This is a genomic window from Streptomyces tatrensis (assembly GCF_049310065.1).
In the GTDB taxonomy this organism is placed as follows: Bacteria; Actinomycetota; Actinomycetes; order Streptomycetales; family Streptomycetaceae; genus Streptomyces.
In genome coordinates this window covers 1,426,731-1,449,430 of the sequence record NZ_JBMDLB010000007.1, presented here as the reverse complement: position 1 = coordinate 1,449,430, position 22,700 = coordinate 1,426,731, and the positions used below count along the sequence as shown (strand labels likewise).

General features: G+C 74.0%; 17 protein-coding genes. 10 read left to right on the top strand and 7 right to left on the bottom strand.

Annotated elements, in window-relative coordinates; genetic code table 11:
• The first annotated feature begins 51 nt into the window (after nt 1-51).
• Complete coding sequence (locus tag ACODT5_RS10350) at nt 52-1,737, top strand: alpha/beta fold hydrolase (protein WP_422518876.1); 1,686 nt, start codon at nt 52-54, stop codon at nt 1,735-1,737.
• A gap of 92 nt (nt 1,738-1,829) precedes the next feature.
• Here ACODT5_RS10350 and ACODT5_RS10345 read toward each other — a convergent pair whose 3' ends face one another.
• On the bottom strand, nt 1,830-2,318 hold the full coding sequence (locus ACODT5_RS10345) for an Lrp/AsnC family transcriptional regulator (RefSeq protein WP_385367490.1): 489 nt from the start codon (nt 2,316-2,318) through the stop codon (nt 1,830-1,832).
• Between the two features lie 135 nt (nt 2,319-2,453).
• Here ACODT5_RS10345 and ACODT5_RS10340 point away from each other — a divergent pair, with 135 nt between their 5' ends.
• Complete coding sequence (locus tag ACODT5_RS10340; protein ID WP_422518875.1) at nt 2,454-3,431, top strand: DMT family transporter; 978 nt, start codon at nt 2,454-2,456, stop codon at nt 3,429-3,431.
• Nucleotides 3,424-4,644, top strand: a complete 1,221-nt coding sequence (locus ACODT5_RS10335; protein ID WP_422518874.1) for an amino acid aminotransferase — start codon at nt 3,424-3,426, stop codon at nt 4,642-4,644. Before ACODT5_RS10340 ends, ACODT5_RS10335 begins: the two co-directional genes overlap by 8 nt.
• A 208-nt stretch (nt 4,645-4,852) precedes the next feature.
• Here ACODT5_RS10335 and ACODT5_RS10330 read toward each other — a convergent pair whose 3' ends face one another.
• From ACODT5_RS10330 to ACODT5_RS10320, 3 genes are all read right to left on the bottom strand, one after another.
• A complete protein-coding gene (locus ACODT5_RS10330; protein ID WP_422519619.1) occupies nt 4,853-5,800 on the bottom strand; it encodes an MASE1 domain-containing protein in 948 nt (315 codons plus the stop codon).
• Between the two features lie 127 nt (nt 5,801-5,927).
• Nucleotides 5,928-6,752 carry a PP2C family protein-serine/threonine phosphatase gene (locus tag ACODT5_RS10325; protein WP_422518873.1) on the bottom strand — a complete coding sequence of 275 codons (825 nt, stop codon included), beginning with the start codon at nt 6,750-6,752 and terminating at the stop codon, nt 5,928-5,930.
• A 125-nt stretch (nt 6,753-6,877) separates the two neighbouring features.
• Entirely contained in the window at nt 6,878-7,648 is a 771-nt protein-coding gene (locus tag ACODT5_RS10320; RefSeq protein ID WP_422518872.1) for a maleate cis-trans isomerase family protein, read from the bottom strand.
• 173 nt (nt 7,649-7,821) lie between these two features.
• Here ACODT5_RS10320 and recQ point away from each other — a divergent pair, with 173 nt between their 5' ends.
• From recQ to ACODT5_RS10295, 5 genes are all read left to right on the top strand, one after another.
• A complete protein-coding gene (gene recQ / locus ACODT5_RS10315; RefSeq protein WP_422518871.1) occupies nt 7,822-9,933 on the top strand; it encodes a DNA helicase RecQ in 2,112 nt (703 codons plus the stop codon).
• Between the two features lie 113 nt (nt 9,934-10,046).
• On the top strand, nt 10,047-11,030 hold the full coding sequence (locus tag ACODT5_RS10310; RefSeq protein WP_422518870.1) for a patatin-like phospholipase family protein: 984 nt from the start codon (nt 10,047-10,049) through the stop codon (nt 11,028-11,030).
• On the top strand, nt 11,027-11,410 hold the full coding sequence (locus tag ACODT5_RS10305; protein WP_422518869.1) for a hypothetical protein: 384 nt from the start codon (nt 11,027-11,029) through the stop codon (nt 11,408-11,410). Before ACODT5_RS10310 ends, ACODT5_RS10305 begins: the two co-directional genes overlap by 4 nt.
• A 31-nt stretch (nt 11,411-11,441) precedes the next feature.
• Nucleotides 11,442-13,493, top strand: a complete 2,052-nt coding sequence (locus tag ACODT5_RS10300; RefSeq protein ID WP_422518868.1) for a SpoIIE family protein phosphatase — start codon at nt 11,442-11,444, stop codon at nt 13,491-13,493.
• A gap of 57 nt (nt 13,494-13,550) precedes the next feature.
• Nucleotides 13,551-14,153: a GNAT family N-acetyltransferase gene (locus tag ACODT5_RS10295; protein ID WP_422518867.1), complete on the top strand. Its 603-nt coding sequence runs from the start codon at nt 13,551-13,553 to the stop codon at nt 14,151-14,153.
• 22 nt (nt 14,154-14,175) lie between these two features.
• Here the strand turns inward: ACODT5_RS10295 and ACODT5_RS10290 are convergent, their stop codons facing one another.
• Both ACODT5_RS10290 and ACODT5_RS10285 read right to left on the bottom strand, forming a co-directional pair.
• On the bottom strand, nt 14,176-17,010 hold the full coding sequence (locus ACODT5_RS10290; protein WP_422518866.1) for a SpoIIE family protein phosphatase: 2,835 nt from the start codon (nt 17,008-17,010) through the stop codon (nt 14,176-14,178).
• Nucleotides 17,007-18,002, bottom strand: coding sequence for a GlxA family transcriptional regulator (locus ACODT5_RS10285; protein ID WP_422518865.1), 996 nt, complete (start codon nt 18,000-18,002; stop codon nt 17,007-17,009). Before ACODT5_RS10285 ends, ACODT5_RS10290 begins: the two co-directional genes overlap by 4 nt.
• An 857-nt stretch (nt 18,003-18,859) precedes the next feature.
• Here ACODT5_RS10285 and ACODT5_RS10280 point away from each other — a divergent pair.
• A complete protein-coding gene (locus ACODT5_RS10280) occupies nt 18,860-19,543 on the top strand; it encodes a cysteine hydrolase family protein (RefSeq protein WP_422518864.1) in 684 nt (227 codons plus the stop codon).
• Nucleotides 19,544-19,634: 91 nt separating this feature from the next.
• Here the strand turns inward: ACODT5_RS10280 and ACODT5_RS10275 are convergent, their stop codons facing one another.
• Nucleotides 19,635-20,783, bottom strand: a complete 1,149-nt coding sequence (locus ACODT5_RS10275; RefSeq protein ID WP_422518863.1) for a glycerate kinase — start codon at nt 20,781-20,783, stop codon at nt 19,635-19,637.
• A gap of 144 nt (nt 20,784-20,927) precedes the next feature.
• Between ACODT5_RS10275 and ACODT5_RS10270 the strand changes: the two genes are divergently transcribed.
• The gene (locus ACODT5_RS10270; protein ID WP_422518862.1) at nt 20,928-22,679 is read left to right on the top strand and encodes a BCCT family transporter; all 1,752 of its coding nucleotides are present in this window, start codon (nt 20,928-20,930) and stop codon (nt 22,677-22,679) included.
• Nucleotides 22,680-22,700: the final 21 nt, after the last annotated feature.

The following is a 22,700-nucleotide window of genomic DNA, read 5'->3' as shown; positions in this document are numbered from 1 at the left end:
GCTTCTCTTTCGCCCTAAAAATATGTAGACCGATCTATTTTAGGAGCTTTCATGGACGCGATCGTCTTCGGCGCGACCGGCTTCATCGGCCGCTCGCTCGTCGCCGAGCTGCTCACCCGGGGACAGCGGGTGGCGGCAGCCGTACGCAACGACACCCTCACCCCCTGGCTGGCCTCCCGGGGCGTCGACACCGGCGGGCTGGAGATCGTCGCCGCCGACATCACGGAGCCGCTCTCAGGGCTGCCCGAGGTGCGCGACGTCTACAACGCGGCCGGTCGCTTCGCCTTCGGCCTCGGCGTGCGGGAGGCGCGGGCGGTCAACGTCACCGGGGCGCTCAACGTGGTCGAGTGGGCGGCCGAACTGCCCGCGCTGCGGCGGCTGGTGCACATCAGCGGGTACCGGGTGAGCGGGGCCGGGGGACACCCCGACTACGCCGGGCTGGGAGCGTACGAGGCCTCGAAGTCCGAGGGCGATCTCGCGGTGCGCGCCCGAGCCCGGGAACTGGAGGTCCCGCTGACCATCGCGAACCCCAGCACGGTCATCGGGCCCGGCCAGTACATCGGTCTGGCCGCCCTCGTCGAGGACCTGTGGAACGGCCGGCTTCCCGCGCTGCCCGGCGGCCGCGACACCTTCCTGCCGGTCACCACGATCGACTACTTCGTACGGTTCCTCGCGGAGGTCCCCACATCGCCCGCGGGCGAGCACTACTGGGTGCTCGACGACAGCACTCCGCTCCTGCCCGAGCTGATCGCCGCGGTCGCCGGCCACACGGGCGTACGGGCGCCCCGCCGGACCGTGCCCGCCGCACTGCTGCGGCGCCTGCCGCGCAAGGTGACCGGCGCCGATCCCGAGACGCTGGCGTTCCTGTCGTCCGACCGCTACCCGACGGCCTCGGCCCGCGCCTTCGCCGAGAGCGCCGGTCTGGAGATGCCCCCGGTCGCCGACGTCCTGCGCACGTGGGCCGACGACCTGGTGGCCGCCCGCTTCGGTGCCGCATCGCCCTGGCTGAGCCCGTACGGTTTCCACGCGGTGGCGGGCAGCCGCACCTGGGTGAGCGGTGAGCGCCACAGCCCCGACCACGTCCTGCTGCACGGACTCCCGATGAACGCCGACCTCTGGGCACCCCTGGCCGGCCATCTCCCCGGCCCGGTCCTGGCCCCCGACCTGCCGGGCCTGGGCCGCTCGGCCGCCACGACGCGGCCGGTGGACGAGTGGCTGGCCGACCTGCTGAGCCCGGTGCGGACCCGCCCCGTGCTGGTCGCGCACTCCCTGGCCTGCGGCCCCGCGCTGCGCTTCGCCGCCGATCATCCGGACCGCGTAGGCGGCCTCGTACTGATCTCCCCGGCGTTCCTGCAGGCCCCCGGCCCCCGGCTCACCCGCTCGGGCCTGGCCGCGCCGATGATGCGCCGCATGTCCGCCGCCCGGCTGGCCCGGGCGCTCGGCGTCCCCGAGGGGCCCGCGGTGGAGAGCGCCGCGGCGGACCTGCGCCGCCGGGGCGTGGCGCGCCGGGTGACCGGGGCCCTGCGTACGGACCTTGCCGAGCGCGGCCGGTCGCGGGCGCTGCTGGACCGGGTGGGCGTCCCGGTCCGGATCGTCGTGGGCTCGGCCGACCCGCTGGTCGAGGCCGTCGGCCACCCGGTGGCCGTGATCGAAGGGGCCGGGCACTACCCCCAGCTGACCCACCCCTCCGCGGTCGCCCGGCACCTCGCCGCCGCCTCCGCTCCGATCGGCGGATGAGCTGCGGTCATCCGGCGGGCGCCCGGCGGATGGCCGGCGGACGCCCGGCCGGGTCGGCCGGCCCCCGCCGGCAGGTGACCGCCGTGACCGGCTCAGGAGGGCCGTGTGCGCCTCGATGCGCCCGGGGCGGGCCGCGGGTACGTCCTGGACTGCTTGACGCTGCCGTACGCGAAGCTCGACTCGATCGAGGCGATCCCGGGAATGGCGTGGATCCGGTGGCGCACCAGGGCTTCGTAGGCTTCGAGGTCCTCGATCACGACGCGGAGCAGGTAGTCGCTGCTTCCCGCCATCAGGTAGCAGTCCTGGATGTGCTCGATGACCGCGACGTGCTCCTCGAACAGCCTCACCGCTTCCGCCGTGTGGCGTTCGAGGCGGATCCGTACGAACACGGTCACCGGAAGTCCGAAGGCGACCTGGTCGACCATGGCGGTGTAGCCGCGGATGAGGCCCGCCTCCTCCAGGCGCCGGACCCGGCGCAGACAGGGCGACGGGGAGAGCCGGACGCGGTCGGCCAGATCCTGGTTGGACAGGCGCCCGTCGGCCTGCAATTCCCTGATGATCTGCAGATCGACTGCGTCCATGGCCACTCCTTGGCAGATTCTGCCCCAAACGTATGTCTGAGAGGCAGAACTGGCAATCGACTGCCCCGCCCGAAGCCCTAGCGTTGCCAGGGAGCGGGCCGGACCGGTCCGCTCTCAGAGGCTGGAGCAATTTCCTTGGTCGCGACGAACACCACCCCGGCGACCGCGCCTCCCGACGCGGCGGGCCCGAAGGCCGGACACCCCGGCCGGTTCGGGCTCTCCCCGCAAGCCGAGGGAATGCTGGCCCTCCTGCTGACCGTGGCGATCTGGGCGGCCTTCGCGCTCAGCGCCCGCGCCCTGAGCGCCTCCTCCCTCCTGCCCGCCGACGCGGCCCTGCTGCGGTTCGGCGTCCCCCTCCTCGTCCTGCTCCCCGCCCTGTGGCGGCGCCGCCGCCGCATCGCCGCGGTGCGGCCGGTCGTCGCACTCAAGATCATCTGCGGTGCGGGGGTGCCCTTCTTCCTGGCGGCGATGCACGGCGGCGCGCTCACGTCCGCGGCCTTCGTCGGCTCGATCGTCCCCGGGATGGTCCCGCTGTTCGTCTCCGGGATCATGGTCCGCCGCGGACACGGGGTCCCCCGGGGAACGCAGGCGGCCGGGCTCGCGCTGATCGCGTCCGGTGTGGTCGCCCTCGTCTGGCGCTACGTCGTTCCGGTGGACACGGACGTCCTCGCGGGGACCGGCACGCTCCTGGTGGCCAGCGGTCTGTGGGCCCTCTACACGGTGGGACTGCGCGAGGTGGACCTCGACCCCGTCGGATCGATCGGACTGCTGTGCCTGCCCTCCTTCGCGGTGATCGCGGTCCTGGTTCTGACCGGGGTGCTCCCGACGGGCATCGCGCACGCGGCCGGCAGCGACATCGTGCTGTTCCTGGTGGTGCAGGGGCTCGGGGTCGGACTGTGCGCGGGCCTTCTGTACGCCTTCGCCATCCGCCGGCTCGGCGCCGAGCGCAGCTCCGTCGTCGGCAGCCTCAGCCCCGTCGCCGTCGTCCTGCTCGCCATCCCGCTGCTCGGTGAATCGCCGACCCCCGCCGTGCTGGTCGGCGTACCCCTCATCACCGCCGGCGTCGTCCTCGCCAACCGCCGCCCCCGACCCGAGGTTCCCGCAGATGCTTGAGCTCCTCCCGCCGCCGTCCACCGACCCGCTGTGGGACCTGACCTACGAGTTCGGCGCCGACGACCGGCCCGAACGCATGAACCTCGTCCTCGGCGTCTACCGGGACCAGACGGGAACCACGCCCGTGATGGCCGCCGTACGCGAGGCCGAGATGCGCCTGGCGCACCGCTCGGAGTCCAAGGAGTACCGCGGTCTCTCCGGCAACGCCGCCTTCAACCGCTCCCTGCTGGACCTGGTCCTGGGCCCCGGCCCGGGCGGACCGTCCGACCGGGCCGCGGCCGTACAGACCGTCGCCGGCTCCGGCGCACTGCGGCTCCTGGCCGACCTGATCTGGCGGACCCGCCCCGGCACCACGGTGTGGGTCAGCGATCCGGCCTACGTCAACCACCGGCCCATCCTGGAGGCCGCCGGGCTGAAGGTCCGCCCGTACGGCTGGCGCGACGCCGAGGGCGGCTTCGACACGGCCGGCGTGCTGCGGGAACTGCGCGGGGCCCGGCGGGACGACGTCGTCCTGCTCCAGGGGTGCTGTCACAACCCCACCGGCGTGGACCCCCTGCCGGCCGACTGGGAGGCGCTGGCCGAGTCGGCCGCCCACGGCGGCTGGGTGCCCTTCGTCGACCTCGCCTATCACGGGCTCGGCGACGGCCTGGAAGCCGACCTGCTGGCCACGCGGATGCTGGCGGCGCGCGTGCCGGAAATGCTGATCGCCGTCAGCTGCTCGAAGAACTTCGGCCTCTACAGCGACCGCGTCGGCTGCGCCATCGTCCTCGGTGCCTCGGGCCGGGACGTGCGGCACGCCGAGACGGCCCTGCAGAACGCGGCCCGGACGCTGTACTCGATGCCGCCCGAGCACGGCGCGGCCGTCGTGACCACGATCCTGGAGGACGAGGGCCTACGGGCCGCCTGGCGGGCGGAACTCGACGTCATGCGGGGCCGGATCATGGCCAACCGGGCCGATCTGACCGCCCACCTGACCACGCTGGGCCGCGGGGAGCAGGCCCGTTCGCTGGCACGGCAGAAGGGGATGTTCTCCATGCTGCCGCTCACGCCGCACCAGATGCTCCGGCTGCGCCGGCAGTACGCCGTCTACGGCACCACCTCGGGGCGGATCAACATCGCGGGAATCCCGGCGCACCGGATTCCGGACCTCGCCCGGGGCATCGCGGCGGTCCTCGACCCGGCGGACGCACCCCGGGCGGTCCTGCCGGCTTAGGCCGTCTCTTTCGGATCTTGCCGGGTCCGCGCCGCCCGGCACCGCACCTCGCCGCGCTGCCGGGGCACCCGAGTACGTCCAGTACGCGGGAGCCCCGGCAGCACGGCGAGGCACGGCACCGGGCGCCGCGGACCTGACCGACAAGATCCGAAAGAGACGGCCTAGGCCGAAAGGGACGTCCGGACCGTCCGGGGCCGGGCGCCGCCGGTCAGTCCTTCGGCGGGGCCAGGCGGGCCACCACGTCGGCCAGGTCCTCGCAGACCTCCTCGATCTTCATGCGGACGTTGTCCTGCTCGGTGACGAGGGCGGCCAGCAGCAGCGCGGTCAGGGCGGCCGCTCCGTTGAGCGCCTGGAGGTTGACCATGACCTCGAGCAGGGTGTGGCCTGCGAAGGGTCCGGCGCGGTCGGTCGCCGCCGTGATCGCCAGGACGGACACGAGCAGGGCGCACGGTGCGCTGCCGGGGAGCCGGAAGCGCACCGCGGCCCAGATGAGCAGCGGGAAGACGAGGAAGAGCAGGGACAGGGAGCTGCGGGTGGCCGCGAGGGTGACGCCGCCGACCGAGACCGCCAGAGCCGCCGCCTCGGCCACCCGGTACGGATCCCGGGGCAGCCGCGCCCGGCGCAGGACCAGCAGCAGCGGGGTCACCAGGAGGACGCCCATCGTGTCGCCGGCCCACCAGGCCGACCACACCGGCCAGAAGCTCCGCAGCGGCAGGTCGCCGGTCGACACCAGCGTCCAGGTCCCGGTGGTGGCGCTGAGCAGCATCGGCACCAGGCCGCCCAGGAAGACCAGCGCCAGCCCGTCCCGCAGCCGGTCCAGCTCGGGGCGGAAGCCCACCCGGCGCAGCAGCGCGTAGGCGCACAGCGGACCCAGGGTGTTGCCCACGATGATGCCGAGGTCGTCCGGACCGAACGAGCTGAGCCGCTCGATGGCGAGGTAGGTCCCGAGCGCGAGGCCCGGCCAGATCCGGGGCCCGAACCACAGCAGACCGGCGAGGGCGATGCCCGTGGGCAGCCACAGGGGTGTGACCACCGCCCCCTCGACGCTCACGTGCAGCAGCAGGCCGAGCCGACCGGTCGCGTAGTAGGCGACGGCGACCCCGAGGATCCGAAGGAGGGTCTCGGCCGGACGTCGCCATTCCACGGTGCGCACCACTGCATCAGACAACGGCCCGGGTGTCCCGGCAGGGCGTGACACGCGCGGACGGGTGGCCGGTCGCCGGGGAGGGCCGGCGTGGCCGGGAGGGCCGGCGTCGCCGGGAAGGTCAGCGTGGCCTGGAGGGTCAGGGTGGCCGGGCCGCGTCGTGGCCGAGGACGAGCACCGCGGCGTCGTCGGCGTGTCCGGTGAGATCGGCCACCTTCATCACCTCGACGGCCAGCTCGTCGGGACCGGCCCCCGCCGCCGCCCGGACGATCCCGGCCACCCGCTCCAGCCCCGCCTCGATCGGGAACGACGGCCCTTCGACCACCCCGTCGGTGACCAGGACGAGGGAGCCCGCCTCCGTCAGCCTCCGGCGGGTCACCGGGTAGCGGGCCCCGGTGACCGTGCCCAGCGGCGGACCGCCGGCGTCCTCGGCGATGCCGTACCGGCCGTCGACGGTGGCCCAGACGGTGGGGACGTGGCCGGCCCGGGCCGTCTGGATCTCCCACGTGCGCGGATCGAAGCGGAGCAGACTGCAGGTCGCGAACAGCTCGCTGTCCATCGAGAGCAGTACCTCGTTGGCCTGGCTCAGCACCTCGCCGGGATCGAGGACCACGGCGGCCACGGCGCGCAGACACACCCGGACCTGCCCCATGAAGGCGGTGGCCGCCACATCGTGCCCCTGCACGTCGCCGATGGAGAAGGCGAGGGCCCCGCCCGCCACCCGGAAGCCGTCGTACCAGTCACCGCCGATGTCCAGGCCGAGCCGGGCGGGCGCGTACCGGGCCGCCGTCCTCAGCCCCGGCAGGACGGGCAGGGAGGCGGGCAGCAGCTCGCGCTGCAGGGCTTCGGCCAGCTCCACCCGGGCCTGCTGCAGCTCTGCGCCCTCCCGCGCCTGGGCGGTCAGCCGGCCCAGCATGCTCAGCAGATCCGCGCTGGCGGGCCGGGGAGGCCGGCGCGGGGTCACGGACCACTCCGGGATACGTCCATGTGCCTCTGCTTCCGCTGCGCGAAAGACCCGAGGTCATCATATTTCGGCTCGGCGCACGGCGCGCAGGCGGCCGGGAGGCGGACGGAAGGCGGCGCAGGCCCTCAAGCCGCCGAGAAGAGCCGCCCGTAGGCCGTGATGGGGGTGGTCGGGGTGGCCGCCGCGCGGAGGGCCGCCCACAGGAGGGTCTGGTTCGCGGTCAGGACCGGGCGGCCCAGCGTGGCCTCCAGGGCCGCGATCGCCCCGACGGCGCGGAAGCCGTTGCCGCCGATGACGACCGCGTCCGCCGTGTCGGGGACGTGCTCCGCCACCCAGTCGTGCAGGGCCCGCGGCCCGATGAGGGTCTGCCCGCTGGGGAGGCCGCAGGGGGCGGCGTACGGGACCTCGAAGCCGGCGTCCTCGTAGTAGCCCCGGCCCAGGTCGCTCAGCGTCTCGTCGAACCACGGCGGGTCCACCAGGGCGAGCCGGCCGGCCCCCAGCGCCCGCAGCGCTTCGACGGTGGCGGCGCACGTGGCGACCACGGGCAGCCCGTGGGTGCGCTCGCGCAGCCGGTCCAGCATGTACCGCTCCCCGCGCGGGCCGATCACGTACGCGGAGCTGGTGAAGGCGTAGGCGATCACCGACACCGGGGCGGCGGCCAGCAGCTCGGCGGCCTCGTCCACGTGCGGGGACTCGGCGAAGGCCCGTACGGGGGCGAGCGGAATGGTGGGGTCCATCGCGCCGCCGCGCCCCATCGCGCGGAACGGCACCCGGGCGGCGTGCAGCCCCACGTCGGCCGGAGCCATGGCGCGCAGCTCGGACTCGGGGCCGACATCGGCGTGCGGGGTGAGGACGCCGAGGCGGACGCGCACGTCCCACCCGTCGGGCTGCCACATCGCGTGTTCCTCTCGGAGGCCGGGAGATACGGGAGATCCCCCACTGTGTCACCGGTCGGGCTGCCGGGGCGCACGGCCGCGCCGCCCGTGCGGGGCGGTGGGTCCTTCCGGGATATCCACAGGGTCGAGGGGATCCGGGCGGATGTGTCCGAGGAGGTCGCTAGGCTTCTGGGATGACCCCTTCGGAAGCAGCCGTCGAAATCCCCGACGCCCAGCAGGTGCTCCACCGCGTCTTCGGGTACGACTCGTTCCGCGGCGAGCAGCAGCAGATCATCGAGCACGTGGCCGGCGGCGGCGACGCGCTGGTGCTGATGCCCACCGGCGGCGGCAAATCGCTCTGCTACCAGATTCCGGCGCTGGTCAGAGCAGGTACCGGAGTGGTGATCTCCCCGCTGATCGCGCTCATGCAGGACCAGGTGGACGCCCTGAACGCGCTCGGGGTGCGGGCCGGGTTCCTCAATTCGACACAGCTGTCCGACGACCGGCGCGCGGTCGAGCAGGCCTTCGTCGCCGGCGAGCTCGACCTGCTCTACCTGGCGCCCGAGCGGCTGCGCACCGAAGGGACGCAGCGGCTCCTCGACCGGGGCACGGTCTCGCTCTTCGCCATCGACGAGGCGCACTGCGTCGCCCAGTGGGGCCACGACTTCCGCCCCGACTACCTCGCGCTGTCCATGCTGCACGAGCGCTGGCCCAAGGTGCCGCGGATCGCGCTGACCGCGACGGCCACCGAGGCCACGCACGCCGAGATCGCGGCGCGCCTCGGCCTGGACGAGGCCCGGCACTTCGTGGCCGGCTTCGACCGGCCGAACATCCAGTACCGGATCGTGGCGAAGAACAACCCGGTCAAGCAGCTGCTGGAGCTGATCCGCACCGAGCACCCCGGGGACGCGGGCGTCGTCTACTGCCTCTCGCGGGCCTCGGTGGAGAAGACGGCGGCCGCCCTGGTCGAGCAGGGCATCGACGCCGTGCCGTACCACGCGGGCATGGACTCCCGGACGCGCGCGGCGAACCAGTCGAAGTTCCTGCGCGAGGACGGGGTCGTGGTGGTGGCCACGATCGCGTTCGGCATGGGCATCGACAAGCCGGACGTGCGCTTCGTGGCCCACCTGGACCTGCCCAAGTCGGTCGAGGGCTACTACCAGGAGACCGGCCGCGCCGGCCGCGACGGCGAGCCCGCCACGGCCTGGCTGGCGTACGGGCTCCAGGACGTGGTGCAGCAGCGCAAGATGATCGAGGGCTCCGAGGGCGACGAAGCGCACCGCCGCGCGCTGGCCGGACACCTCGAGGCGATGCTCGCGCTGTGCGAGACGGTCGGCTGCCGCCGGGTGCGGCTGCTGGCGTACTTCGGGCAGACCGGTGCGCCGGACTGCGGGAACTGCGACACCTGCCTGACCCCGGCCGAGTCCTGGGACGGGACGGTGGCGGCGCAGAAGCTGCTGTCCACGGTGTGGCGGCTGGCCAAGGAACGGCGCCAGAAGTTCGGCGCCGGCCAGATCATCGACATCCTGCAGGGCAAGAAGACGGCCAAGGTCATCCAGTTCGACCACGACGGGCTCTCGGTGTTCGGCATCGGGACGGACCTGGGCACGAACGAATGGCGCGGCGTCGTGCGGCAGTTGCTGGCGCTCGGCCTGCTGGCGGTGGAGGGCGACTACGGCACGCTCGTGCTGACCGAGGCCAGCGGCGAGGTGCTGGGCGGCAGCCGGAGCGTCCCGATGCGCAAGGAGACGGCGCCGGCGGCCGGTTCGTCCCGCAGGGAGTCCGGCGGATCGCGCTCCGGGAAGGGCGGCCGGGTACCGGTCGACCTGCCGGCGGCCGCCGTGCCGGTGTTCGAGTCCCTGCGCGCATGGCGCGCCGAGACCGCGCGGGAGCAGGGCGTGCCCGCGTACGTCGTCTTCCACGACGCGACGCTGCGGGAGATCGCCACGCAGCTGCCCGCCACGGTCGCGGAGCTGGGCACGATCAACGGAGTCGGCGAGGCGAAGCTCGCCAAGTACGCCGAGGGCATCCTGAAGACCCTGGGCGGAGCGCAGGCCGAGCCGGGTGCGGGGGCCGCGTCGGCGGAGACCGCAGCCGCCCCGGCGGCGGCCACCCCGGCGGCGGCCACCCCGGTGGCGGCCACGCGGGCCGCCGCCGCCGTGCCCGCCCCGGCCGCGGTCACGCGGGCCGCCCCGGCTGCCCCCGCCGCCGTGCCCGCCCAGGCGAATGCGGCCACGCGGGCGGAGGAATCGCTCTTCGGCCCGGAGGACGAGGACATCGACCCGCCGTGGGACGACTGGGAGTAGACCGCGGGGAGCCAACCGCGGGGAACAGACGGCTTGGAGCGGACGTCGGGGAGTCGACGACCGGGAGTAGCGGCCCGGCTGCGGGGCGCCCGGCCCGGGGCCAAGCTGGAGGTATGACCGGTACCCGGCCGGGGCCCCGCGGTACGGAGCTGCGGCTGGCCCTCGCCATGCGGGGCGGGGTCAGCCTCGCCGTCTGGATGGGCGGCGCGTGCTGCGAGGTGTCGAAGCTGCGGGAAGCCGCCCCGAGCGCGCCCGGCGCCCGGGCCCGCCGCCGGACTCCCGCCTGCGCGACGCCCGGCACGCAGGCGGAGCCCCGTAGCCGCCCTCCGGGCGATGACGGGGGCGCCACGACGGGCCCGGGGTGCCCGGACGTCTACCGGACCCTGCTCGACGCCGGCGGCTACCGCACCGTCGACATCGACGTCCTCTCGGGCACCAGCGCGGGCGGCCTCAACGGGGTCCTGCTCGCCTGCCACCTCGTGTACGGAATGCCCTTCGACCACGGGGTCCGCGACGTCTGGCTGCACCTCGGCGACCTCGAGGACCTGCTGCGCCGCCCGGCCCTCCTCGACGTCCCGAACGCGCTGATGCGCGGCGACGAGGTCTTCTACGGCGGACTCCGCGCGGCCCTGGAGGCGCTGGTCCCGCCGCCCGACTCCGCCTTCCGGCCCGCCTCCTCGCTGCGGCTGATCCTGACGGCGACCCGGCTGCGCCCCCGTACGGACTGGGTGCGGCCCACCCTCGGGGAGCCGCTGCTGGTCGGCCGCTCGAACGCGTACTTCCACGTCCGCCACCGCGGCGGCCTCACCGACTTCCCCGACGGCGAGGCCCGCGCGCAGGCCCTGGACCGGCTCGCCACGCCGCCCGCACCTCCTCCTCCTCCTTCCCGGTGGCCTTCGAGCCGGGCCGCTGCTTCGTCGGCGACGGCGCACCGCAGCGGGAGGAGGCGGAGCCCCGGGTGGACATGCGCGGGATCAGCAGCGAGAGCGGCCATCCCGACGGCGACCTGGGCGGCTGCGCCGAGTTCATCGACGGCGGCCTCCTCGACAACATCCCCGTCGCCTGGGCGGTCCGGGCCGTCGCCGGAATCCCGGTGACGGGAAGGGCCGACCGGTGGCTGCTGTTCCTCCAGCCCGTGCCGCCCTTCCCGCCCGAGCCCGAGAAGGGCGACCGCAAGCGGGCCACCCGCCTCGTCCGGATCGCCGCGAAATCCCTGGCCGTGAAGTCCGGCTCGGAGTCCCTGTACGAGGACGCCGTCGAGATGAGGGCCGCCGCGGCCGCCACGCAGCTGGCCCGCGCGGTCACCCGCGCGCTCCCCGCGGACCGCGCCGCGCTGCAGGGGGCGGCGCTCGCGCGCGCGGCCTCGTACCGCCGTCCTGGCGTGGGTCACCGCGATCCTGCCCTGGCTCCACCCGAAGCCGGAATCCGGCGCGACACAGCGCCGGTCAGCGAAGGCTCGGATAGTGTGAATCGGTAGGAATCAGGCCCCCTGGGGTGAGGTCGGCGCATTGGACACGTACCAGGAGACGAGCGAGGTACCGGACCAGCCGGTGGCTGCTGTCGGGTACGCGGGCGTACTGAGCGAGCTGCTGCCGATCGCCCTGTGGCGGGAGGACGCCGACGGGCTCGTCGTCGAGTGGTCGCTGGCTGCCCAGGACCTGCTCGGCCACCGCCCCGAGGACATCCTCGGCCGGCTGGGCTCCGCCGTGCTCGTCCCCGACGCCAACCACGAGCTCGCCGACCAGCTGACCCGCAGGGTCCAGGCCGGGGAGACCGTCGTCGGCACCCTGCCCGTGCGCCACCGCGACGGACACCAGGTCGCGATGGAGATGTGGATCCTGCCCTCGCCCGATCCGCAGGGGCGCACCGGTTCCATGCTCATCGCCGTGGAGACCTCCGAGGTCCTGCGGATGCGCGATTCGCTCGCCGCGCTGCAGAGCCTGTTCACCCAGTCGCCGATCGGCCTCGGCACCCTCGGCCCGGACCTGCGCTTCCTGCGGGTCAACGACGCCCTGGCCCGGATGAACGGGGTGTCCGCCGCCGAGCACGTCGGCAAGCGGCTCACCGAGGTCGTGCCCGGGGTCAACGCCGCCGCGCTCGAACGGCTCATGCGCAAGGTGCTGGAATGCGGCTCCGCCGTCGTGGACGTCCGCCGCACCGGCCGCACCCCCGCCGACCCCGACCACGACCGGACCTGGTCCTGCTCCTACGCCCCGCTGCTGGACGGCTCCGGGCGGCGCCTCGGCCTGATCGCCTCCCTCATCGACATCACCGACGGACAGCGCGCCCAGGCGGAGGCCGAGCGGGCGCGGAGCCGCTTCGCCCTGCTCTCCGAGGCCGGCACCCGCATCGGCACCACGCTCGACCTCGGGCAGACGGCCCAGGAGATCGTGGAGGTGCTGGTACCGCAGCTCGCGGACTCGGCCGACGTACAGCTCCTGGAATCCGTACTGGACCCCGACGAGGCCGGTGCCTCGACGCGGGGCGTGCTGCGCCGCCTGGCCTCCCTCTTTCCGGACCCGGGAGCGCCCACCGCCAAACTGACCGCCGGGCAGACCTTCCAGATCCCGGCGGGCACCGCCTACGAGCAGGTCATCACCGAGGGCGTCGCGATGAACCTCTTCACCGCCGACATCCCGGCCCTGATCAAGGACCCGCGCGCCTCCGCGCTGCGCGCGTACCTGGCCACCCTCGGCTGCGCCCGCATGGTCCCGCTGGTGGCCCGCGGGAGGGTGCTCGGGGTGGTCGTGGTGACCCGGGTGCGCGGGCGCGAGGTCTTCGACCACGAGGACTGCGTGCTGATCGACGAGGTGGTGGCCCGGGCGGCCCTGAACATCGACAACGCCCGGATGTACACCACCCAGCGCGCGGCGGCCCTGACCCTGCAGCGCAGCCTCACCAACAACGCGCTGCCCGAGGTCGCCGGCCTGGAGCTGACCGGCCGCTACCTGCCGGCCAGCGACCACGACGTCGGCGGGGACTGGTTCGACGTGATCGAGCTGCCGGACGGCCGGACCGGCCTGGTGATCGGCGACGTGATGGGCCACGGCATCCACGCGGCCGCGGTGATGGGCCAACTGCGCACCGCCGTACGGACCCTGGCGCGGCATCAGGTGACCCCGGAGGAGATGCTCCGCTCGCTGGACGCGGTGGTGGCCGACCTCGGCGAGGACGAGATGGCCACGTGCGTCTACGCCGTCCACGACCCGGTGACGGGTGCGTGCGTCATCGCCCGGGCCGGTCATCCGCCGCCGGCCGTGGTCACGGCCGCCGGGGCCGTGACCTTCCTGGACGGCCCGCCGGGGACCCCGCTCGGCACGGGAGGACGGGAGTTCCGCACGGAGGAGGTCCGGCTCGGGCCGGGCAGCCTGCTCGTGCTCTACACGGACGGCCTCATCGAGTCCCGGGACCGGGACCTGGACGAGGGGATGGCGGGTCTGGCGGGCGCCCTGAGGGGCGGGGGAGAGCCGCTGGAGGCCCTCTGCGACACGATCCTGGCGCGCCTCCTCCCGGAGGCCCCGCAGGACGACGTGGCGGTACTGCTGGCCCGGACGCTGTGAACGCACTAGCGCAATAATGTTTTGTGTCTAGCGCAACGAGCGGCTAGCGTTTCCGTCATGTCTGCCACGTCTGCCAAGTCGCCGTCCCCCGTCACGCTCACCGGCCGCCACGTGCGCCTGGAGCCGCTCACCCGCAGCCACCTCCCCGACCTGTACGCGGCCGGCGGCGGGGACGAGGAGGTGTGGCGCTGGCAGGGCGGCCCCGCGCCGCGGACCGAGGAGGAGCTGGGCGCCACGCTCGACGCCGTGCTGGAGGCGGCGGAGCGCGGCGAGTACGTCCCCTTCGCCGTCATCCACCTCGAAAGCGGCAAGGCCATCGGCTGGACCACGTACCTCGACATCAGCGCGGCCGACGAACGCCTGGAGATCGGCTGGACCTGGTACGGGCGCGCTTACTGGCGCAGCGCCGTCAACACCGAGTCCAAGCTGCTCCTGCTCACTCACGCCTTCGAAGACCTCGGCATGGGCCGGGTCCAGCTCAAGACGGACCACCTCAACACCCGCTCCCAGGCCGCGATCGCCCGCCTCGGAGCGCAGCGCGAAGGCGTCCTGCGCCGTCACCGCCGGCGCCCGGACGGCACCTGGCGCGACAGCGTGTACTTCTCCCTGCTGGCCACCGAATGGCCGGAGGCGAAGGCCAGGCTGGCCGCCCGGCTCTGAGCCGGGGGCCGACCCCGTCCCGCTACCAGGCCAGGTCCTCCAGGGCGTCCAGGTCCACCACGGCCGGGGGCGCCGGCTCCGCCGCGCCCGTCAGGGGGAGTTCCGCCCAGATCACCTTGCCGCGGTCCGTGTAGCGGGTGCCCCAGCGCTCCGCGTACTGCGCGACGAGGAACAGGCCGCGCCCGCCCTCGTCGGTCGTGGCCGCGTAGCGCAGGTGCGGTGAGGTGCTGCTGCCGTCGGAGATCTCGCAGATCAGGGTGCGGTCGCGGAGCAGCCGGACCCGGATCGGCGGGGTCCCGTAGCGGATGGCGTTGGTGATCAGCTCGCTGAGGATGAGCTCGGCGGTGAAGGCGACGTCCCCCAGGCCCCACGCGGAGAGCTGCGCGGAACCGGCGCGGCGGACCCGGGACACGTCCGAGGGGTCCGGGAACACCTCCCACTCCGCGATCCGGTCGGCCGGGAGCCGCCGGGTGTCGGCGATGAGCAGGGCGATGTCATCGCTCGGCGCCGGGAACAGCAGCGAGGCCAGTACGTCGGAACAGGCCTGGTCGGGGCTGCGGTCCGGCCGGGACAGGGCCTCGGTCAGCAGGGCGAGGCCGGTGTCGAAGTCCCGGTCGCGGTCCTCCAGCAGCCCGTCGGTGAACAGCACGAGCCGGCTCGCCTCGGGCAGCTGCAGCTCCACGGCCTCGAAGGGCATCCCGCCGACGCCCAGCGGCAGTCCGATCGGCAGCTCGGGGTACTCCACCTCCCCGTCGGGTCCGACCAGCGCCGGGCCCGGGTGGCCGGCGCTGGCCATGGCGCAGTGGCCGGACACCGGGTCGTACACCGCGTAGAGGCAGGTGGCGCCGGTGACGCCGGAGGACTCGCCCTCCCCGGAGCCCTCTTCGGCCGCGGACTCGTCCTGGTCGATCCGGTCGATCAGCTCGTCGAGGTGGCCCAGCAGCTCGTCGGGCGGCATGTCGAGCGTGGAGAAGTTGTGCACGGCGGTCCGCAGCCGGCCCATGGTGGCGGCGGCGTGCACCCCGTGCCCCACCACGTCGCCGACGACGAGCGCGACCCGGGCCCCGGCGAGCGGGATCACGTCGAACCAGTCCCCGCCCACCCCCGCCTTCGCGGGCAGGTACCGGAAGGCGACGTCCACGGCGCTCAGATCGGGCAGCACCCGCGGCAGCAGACTGCGCTGGAGGGTCACCGCCACCGCGTGCTCGCGCGTGAAGCGGCGGGCGTTGTCGATGGAGACCGCGGCCCGCGCCGCCAGCTCCTCGGCGAAGGACAGGTCCTCCTCGTCGAAGGGCTCGGGGGTGTCGGCCCGCCAGAAGTTGGCCATGCCGAGGACCACCCCGCGGGCCTGGAGCGGTACGGAGATCAGCGAGTGCAGCCCGTAGTCCAGGGCCACCCGGGTGCCGTCGTGGTCCTGGGCCCGCCAGCCGAAGGCGCGGTTCAGATCGGCCGCGAGGACCGCCCGCCCGGCGTCCAGGGCCGCGGACATCGGCGCGGTCGGCACCACGAAGCGGATCGTGTCGCCCACCGGCTGGAGCGGGGAATCCACCCGGATCCCGCTGATGGCGGCCCGGCGCATCTCGGTGTGCGCCCCGCCGCCGGGCTCCTCGCCGCGCAGCACCGGCTCCAGCAGCTCGACGGTGACGAAGTCCGCGAACCGCGGGACGGCGACCTCGGAGAGCTCCTCGGCGGTGCGCACCACGTCCAGGGTGGTCCCGATGCGCACACCGGCGTCGTAGAGCAGCTGGAGGCGGTCACGGGCGACCGCGGCCCGGCCGGAGAGCGCGGCGAGCTCGGTGGAGTCGCGCAGGGTCGTGACGGTGCCCGTGGGGCGGCCGCCGTAGGGCTTGGTCGGGCGCACGTTGACGGCGAGGAGCCGGTCGCCCGACCGGTGGACCTCGTCGGTGGCGACCCGGCCGGAGGCCAGCAGCGCGGCCGTGGACGGGTCGAGCCCGAGATCGCCGACGTAGCGCTGCTCGGCGTCGGCCGGCAGGTCGAGCAGACGGCGGGCCTCGTCGTTGGCGAGGATGAGCCGGCCGTCGTTGTCGATGATCAGCACGCCCTCGCGGACGGCGTGCAGAACCGCTTCGTGGTGTTCGTTCATCCGGGTCATCTCGGCCTCGCCGAGGCCCCGGGTCTGGCGCCGCAGCCGGCGGCTCACGAGCGCCGCGCCACCGGTGCCGAGGAGCAGGGCGCCGGCCGCCGCGCCGAAGAGCAGGGGCAGCTGGCCCTCGACCACGTCGCCGACGTTGGCGACCTCGATGCCGGTGGCGACCAGGCCGACCACGGCGCCGGAGGAGTCCCGTACGGGCACCACGGCGCGGACCACGTCGCTCGGCTTCCCCTTGAACGTCTCGGTGAACGCCTGCCCGGCCACGGCGCGGGAGAGGTCGCCGGTGGCGCGTCGGCCGATCAGCTCGGGGCGGGAGTCGGTGTACCGGATCCCGTCGGTGGTCATGACGGCGACGAAGTCGACGCCGGAGCCCTGGCGGGCGCCCTCGGCCAGCGGCTGGAGCTCGGCGGTGGGGTCGGCGGACCTGAGCGCGGCGGGGAGTCCGGGGGCGTGGGCGAAGGCCTCGGCGGCGGCGAGCGAGCGGTTGCGGGCGTCGCGCTGGCTGTCGTACCGGGCCTGGAAGAACAGGGCCGCGGCGGCCGCCGTGATCAGCACCAGGACGAGGACGGCCTGGAGGGCGAAGACCTGGCCGGCGACGCTGCGCGCGCCGAGCGAGAGGCCCGTGGACAACCGGGAGGAGGGGCGGCCGGCCGCGCGCGCGGCCCGGCCGTGGCCCGGCTCGGACGAGGACCCGTCCTCGGGCGCCCCTTCAGAGCCCCTGGGTGGGCCAAAACGTCCGGTCATGAGCCATTTCTAACACTGTCCGTGGGGTTTGGGGGAGGCCCTGGTGCGGTAGCCGCGGCGCGGTAGGCACGGGGGCTCGTGCCGACGTACGCGGTGAAGTGCTGGCGGAAGGTGACCTCACTGGCGAATCCGGCGCGCCGGGCCACCTCGGTGACCGGATGGTCGGTCCGTTCCAGCAGTTTGCGGGCTTCGTCCAGACGGTGGCCGAGGAGCCATTTGTGCGGGGTGGTGCCGGTCGCGGCGGCGAAGTGCCGGGCGAAGGAGCGCGGCGACATCCCGGCCCACCGGGCCAGGGTGGCCACGTCCAGCGCCTCGTGCAGCCGCCCCAGCGCCCGCTCCCGTACGGCGGCCAGCGCCTCGGCGATCCGGTCGGCGGCCGGGGTCGGGCGGTCCAGGTACTGGGCGTGGTCACCGGTGCGGAAGGGGCCCGTCACCATCGCGCGGGCGATGGCCGCGGCAGCCTCGGCGCCGTGGGCCTCGCGGACCAGGTGGAGGCAGAGGTCGATGCCGGAGGCGACCCCGGCGGAGGTCCACACCCCGTCGTCCTCGACGTAGAGCGGGGCCTCCTCGACGCGCACGGAGGGGTGGCGGCCGGCCAGCGTCGGGGCCAGCGCCCAGTGGGTCACGGCCCGGCGGCCCGCGAGCAGTCCCGCCTCGGCGAGGATGAACGCGCCGGCGCACAGGGCGGCCACCGGGATGCCGCGGGCGTGGGCGTCGCGCAGGGCGGCGAGGACGGGCTCGGGCGTCGGATCGCTGGGCCGGGCCAGCGCGGGGACGACGACGAGGTCGGCGCCGTGGAGCCAGTCGAGCCCCCGGTCGGGGGTCAGGGTCAGCCCGCCGGGGAGCGGGATCGGCCCCGGGGTCAGGGAGCACCGGCGCATGTCGAAGGGCGGAACCCCGAGGCGGCTGAGGTCGGTGCCCCAGACCTCGGTGATGACGGCCAGGTCGAAGGCGCGGATGCCGGGCTGTACGACGATCGCGACGCGGTGCATGGCGTGAGTCTGCCACGCCCGCCCCGGTGAACAAGGGGGCTGGAAGGGCCCTGTGGGGCTCCGGCGCACCGTCCGGCGGCAGCGGGCCGCGACCCCCCGCACGAGGCCTGCGGGGTCCTGTGGGGGCACCTGGGGGCCACACGGTGCCGACGGGGCTGCCGCGGTTCGGGCGAAGGGGGTCCGGCGGAATTGTCCCTCCGGCGGCCCGGAGCACCCGGCGCCGGCGCACCTGGCGGCCCCCGCCGACGCACCTTGGCCGAACCCCGGGGGCCTCGGCGGGAGCACCCGCTGCCCCTCGGCGGCCTCTTCCCGGGCGCCCCGGGAAGGTTCCGACGGGGTACGGGGAAACCTCCCGGCGAGCGGCCCGGAGGGACGCAGCGGGGTGCCCTGGCGGACTTGGCGTTGTGCCCGATAGGCCTCGGCGGGTGCCCAACGGGCTCCGCCGACGTGCCCCGGCGGAAGCCCGGGGGCCTCCGCGGCATGCCCGGCGGGCCTCGGCCCGGGGGCCTGTGACGTCCCGACGGGGCGCCCGCGCAACGTGCCGACGGGCTGTCAGAACGGGCTCGGCGGTGTGCCCGGCGGGCCTCGGCCCGGGGGCCTGCGTACGTCCTGACGGGGCGCCCGGCAATGTGCCGACGGGGTGTCAGGAGGGCCTCGGCGACGTGTTCGACGGCCTTGGCGGGGTGGCCGGGCGGGCTGCGGCAGGCTTTCGGCGGGGGTGAACGGCGGCGTGCCCGGCGGGTCTTCGGCGGGGTGGGCGGCGGGGTTTCCCGTGGGCTGCCAGGTTGGCACGATCTCATCGGTTCGCGTCCCCGGCGCCCCTGTTCCGGGGCTCGTGCCGGGCTGAGGATGGAGCCATGACGAACAAGAAGATCGAAATCGCCGCGAACAGTGCCCTGCTGGTCATCGACGTCCAGAAGGGCTTCGACGACACCTCCTACTGGGGCCCGCGCAACAACCCGGCCGCCGAGGGCAACATCGCCACCCTGATGGACGCGTGGCAGGAATCGGGCCGCCCGGTGGTCCTCGTCCAGCACGTGTCGCCCGCCGGTTCCATCTTCGGGCCGGACCAGCCCGGCCACGCCTTCAAGGACTTCGTGGCCGAGCGCGAGGAGGGGGCCGCCCTGCACATCACCAAGACCGTCAACTCCGCTTTCTACGGCACCCCGGACCTCGCCGAGTGGCTCACCGCGCAGGGCGTCGGCCAGATCGTCGTCGCCGGGATCCAGACGAACATGTGCGTGGAGCTCACGGCGCGGATGGCGGGGAACCTGGGCTACGACGTCCTCGTACCGCTCGACGCCACGCACACCTTCGACCTGGTCGCCGCCGCCGCACCGGGCGCACCCCGGCTGACGGCCGACCAACTCGCCACCGCCACCGCCGTCAACCTGCAGGGCGGCCAGTTCGCCCGGATCGTCACCACCGGTCAGCTCGTCGAGGCGATCGCCTCCGGGGCGGCCTCCGAAGCGGCCGGCTCCGATGCGGCCGGCTCCGAAGCGGCAGCCTCCGATGCGGTCGGCGCCCATGCGGCCGCGTAGGTCGCGCCCCGCACGGCGGCCCGCCCGCGAAACGCCGGCGGCCCGGACCCCCGTCAGGGGATCCGGGCCGCCGGACGGGCCGGACTCCGGGTCAGAGGACCTCGGCCGCGATGTTCTGCGCCACCTGCTCCAGCAGCGGCCCCGCGTTCGCGATGCACACCGCCGGGTCGGGCTCGATCCCGGTGAGCGGGTACGCCTTGCGGATCCCGGCCGCCTGGAGGGCCTCCTCGGTGAGCAGCAGACGGCCGCAGACCGCCACGACCTCCTTGCCCGCCGCACGGGCCGCCGCCGCGACACCGGCTGGCGCCTTGCCGTGGAGGGTCTGCTCGTCCAGCGAACCCTCACCGGTGATGACCAGCGTCGCCCGCTCCAGCGCCGGCGCGAAGCCGAGCACCTCGAGCATCAGCTCGATGCCGGGACGGAACGAGGCGCCGAGCAGCAGCGCCCCGTAGCCGATGCCGCCCGCTCCGCCCGCGCCGGGCGAAACCGCCGCCTCGGCGGCCAGGGAGCCGATCGACTTCTCCAGGACCACCGCGAAGTGCGCCAGCGCCGCGTCCAGCGTCGCGACGTCCTCGGGCGACGCCCCCTTCTGCGGGCCGTAGACCGCCGGAGCGCCCTTCGGACCCGTCAGAGGGTTGTCCACGTCGCTCGCCAGGACGAAGTCGACCTCCTTGATGCGGGGGTCCACGCCGGACAGGTCCGCCGAGGCCAGCGCCGCCAGCGCGCCGCCGCCCGGACCGACGGGTTCACCGTTCGCATCCAGGAACACCGCGCCCAGCGCGGCCAGCATGCCCGCGCCGCCGTCGGTGGTGGCGCTGCCGCCCACACCGAAGACGATCGAGCGCGCTCCCGCGTCGAGTGCGGCCTTCAGCAGTTCGCCGGAGCCGTAGGTGGTCGCCGTCAGCGGGGCGAAGACACCCGCCGGCAGCAGCTGGAGGCCGGAGGCCTCCGCCATCTCGACCACCGCGGTGCCCTCGCGCAGCGCGAAAGCGGCCGTGACCTGGTCTCCGAGCGGTCCGGTGACCCGTACCTCCCGGCGTTCGAAACCGGCCGCCACGGCGGCCGCGACCGTACCGTCGCCGCCGTCCGCGACGGGGAGGGTCTCGATCTCCACGCCCGGTACGGCCCTGCGAAGGCCGGCCGTCACCCGCTCAGCGACCTGAACGGCCGTGAGCGAGCCCTTGAATTTGTCCGCGGCGATGAGCACGCGCGCGGTCTCAGTTACTGCTCCGTCCGTCACCTTGCTAATCCCTTGCTATCGAACAGTGCAGTCGCGCCGTCCATGAGCCTATCCGGAGGATCCTCCTATGCCCATGGGTGGCCTGGGCCACACCCGGCGCGGCATACCCCTAAATAGGGATATACGCCTGCATAGTGTGGCCGCATGAGCACGGATTCACTGGAACAGCCACGTCCGGATTCCCCAGGTGGCGGGTCCGAAGGGCCGGTCGGAGGCACTGACGGCACCCCCGACCACACCGTCGTCACCATCGGAGTGATCTCCGTCCTGGCCGTGGTCGCCTGGGCCGCGCTGGGCAAGAGTTCCTTCGACTCGGCCTCGGGCACCGCGCTGGCCTGGGTGCTGAGCAACTTCGCGTGGCTCTTCGTGATCGCCGCCGATGTGTTCCTCGTCATGTGCGTCGTGCTCGCGATCAGCCGCTTCGGCCGGATCCGCCTCGGCAAGGACGACTCGGAGCCGGAGTTCACGAACCTCGCGTGGATCGCGATGATGTTCAGCGCGGGCATGGGCATCGGGCTGATGTTCTACGGGGTGGGCGAGCCGCTCACCCACTACCTGAACCCGCCCCCGGCCTCGGGAGCCGCCCCCGGCACCGGCGACGCGGCCCGTGCCTCGCTCGACTACTCCTTCTTCCACTGGACCCTCACCCCCTGGGCGATCTACGGCATCGCCGGCCTGGCCCTCGCCTACGCGACCTTCCGCAAGGGCCGCGGCAACCGCCTCAGCTCCGCCTTCGTCCCCCTCATGGGCGAGGAGCGGGCCAACGGCTGGCCCGGCAAGGCCATCGACCTGCTCGCCGTCTTCGCGACCGTCTTCGGCACCGCCACCAGCCTCGGCCTCGGCGCCCTCCAGGTCGCCAAGGGGCTCAACATCACGACGGGGATCGAGGACTCGACCACCGTCGAGCTGATCATCATCGGATCCCTGTCCGCCGCCTTCGTGCTCTCCGCCTTCTCCGGTCTGCACAAGGGCGTCAAATGGCTCAGCACGATCAACATCGTGCTCGCCGCGGCCCTGATGACCTTCGTCTTCGTCCTCGGCCCGACCGTCTACATCCTCGACGTGATCCCGGCGAGCGTCGGCAGCTACCTGCACGAACTGCTCCCGATGGCCACCCGCACCGGCGCCTTCACCGACAGCGAATGGCTCGGCGCGTGGACGATCTTCTACTGGGCGTGGTGGCTCTCCTGGGCGCCCTTCGTCGGCACCTTCATCGCCCGCATCTCGCGCGGCCGCACCATCCGCGAGTTCCTCATCGGCGTGCTCCTGGTCCCCAGCGGAGCCACCGTCGTCTGGTTCTGCGTCATGGGCGGCACCGCGATCCGCCTCGACTCCACCGGCGTCGCCGACATGGCAGCCAAGGCCAAGGAGGGCACGGAGGCCTCGCTCTTCGCGATGCTCGACGCGCTTCCGCTCGGCACGGTCACCTCGTGGATCGCGATGCTCCTGGTGATGACGTACTTCGTCACCAGCGCCGACTCCGCCTCCCTCGTCATGGGCTCCCTCACCAGCCGCGGCTCCCTGCACCCGCCGACCTGGCTCGTGGTCACCTGGGGCGTGCTGATGGCCTCCGTGGCCGCCGTGCTCCTCGTCGCGGGCGGCCTGAAGTCCCTCCAGACGGCCACGATCCTGGTCGCGCTGCCGTTCGTGGTCGTGATGCTGCTCCTGTGCTGGGCGCTGGTGAAGGAGCTGCGGGAGGACCCGGGCGCGGGACCCGTCCGCCACCACGCCCTGCACGGACTGCGGGACGCGGTCAAGGCCATGGTCGGCGACGCCATCACCGAGCAGGGTCCGGCCCGCCACCCCCGCCTGCGCCGCGTCGCGGAGTCGAGGAACCGCGACCGCGAGGACGGACCCGGCGGCGCGGCCGGCGGAGGGTCCACCCCGGAAGCATGATCACCGAGGGCCCGGGGCGGC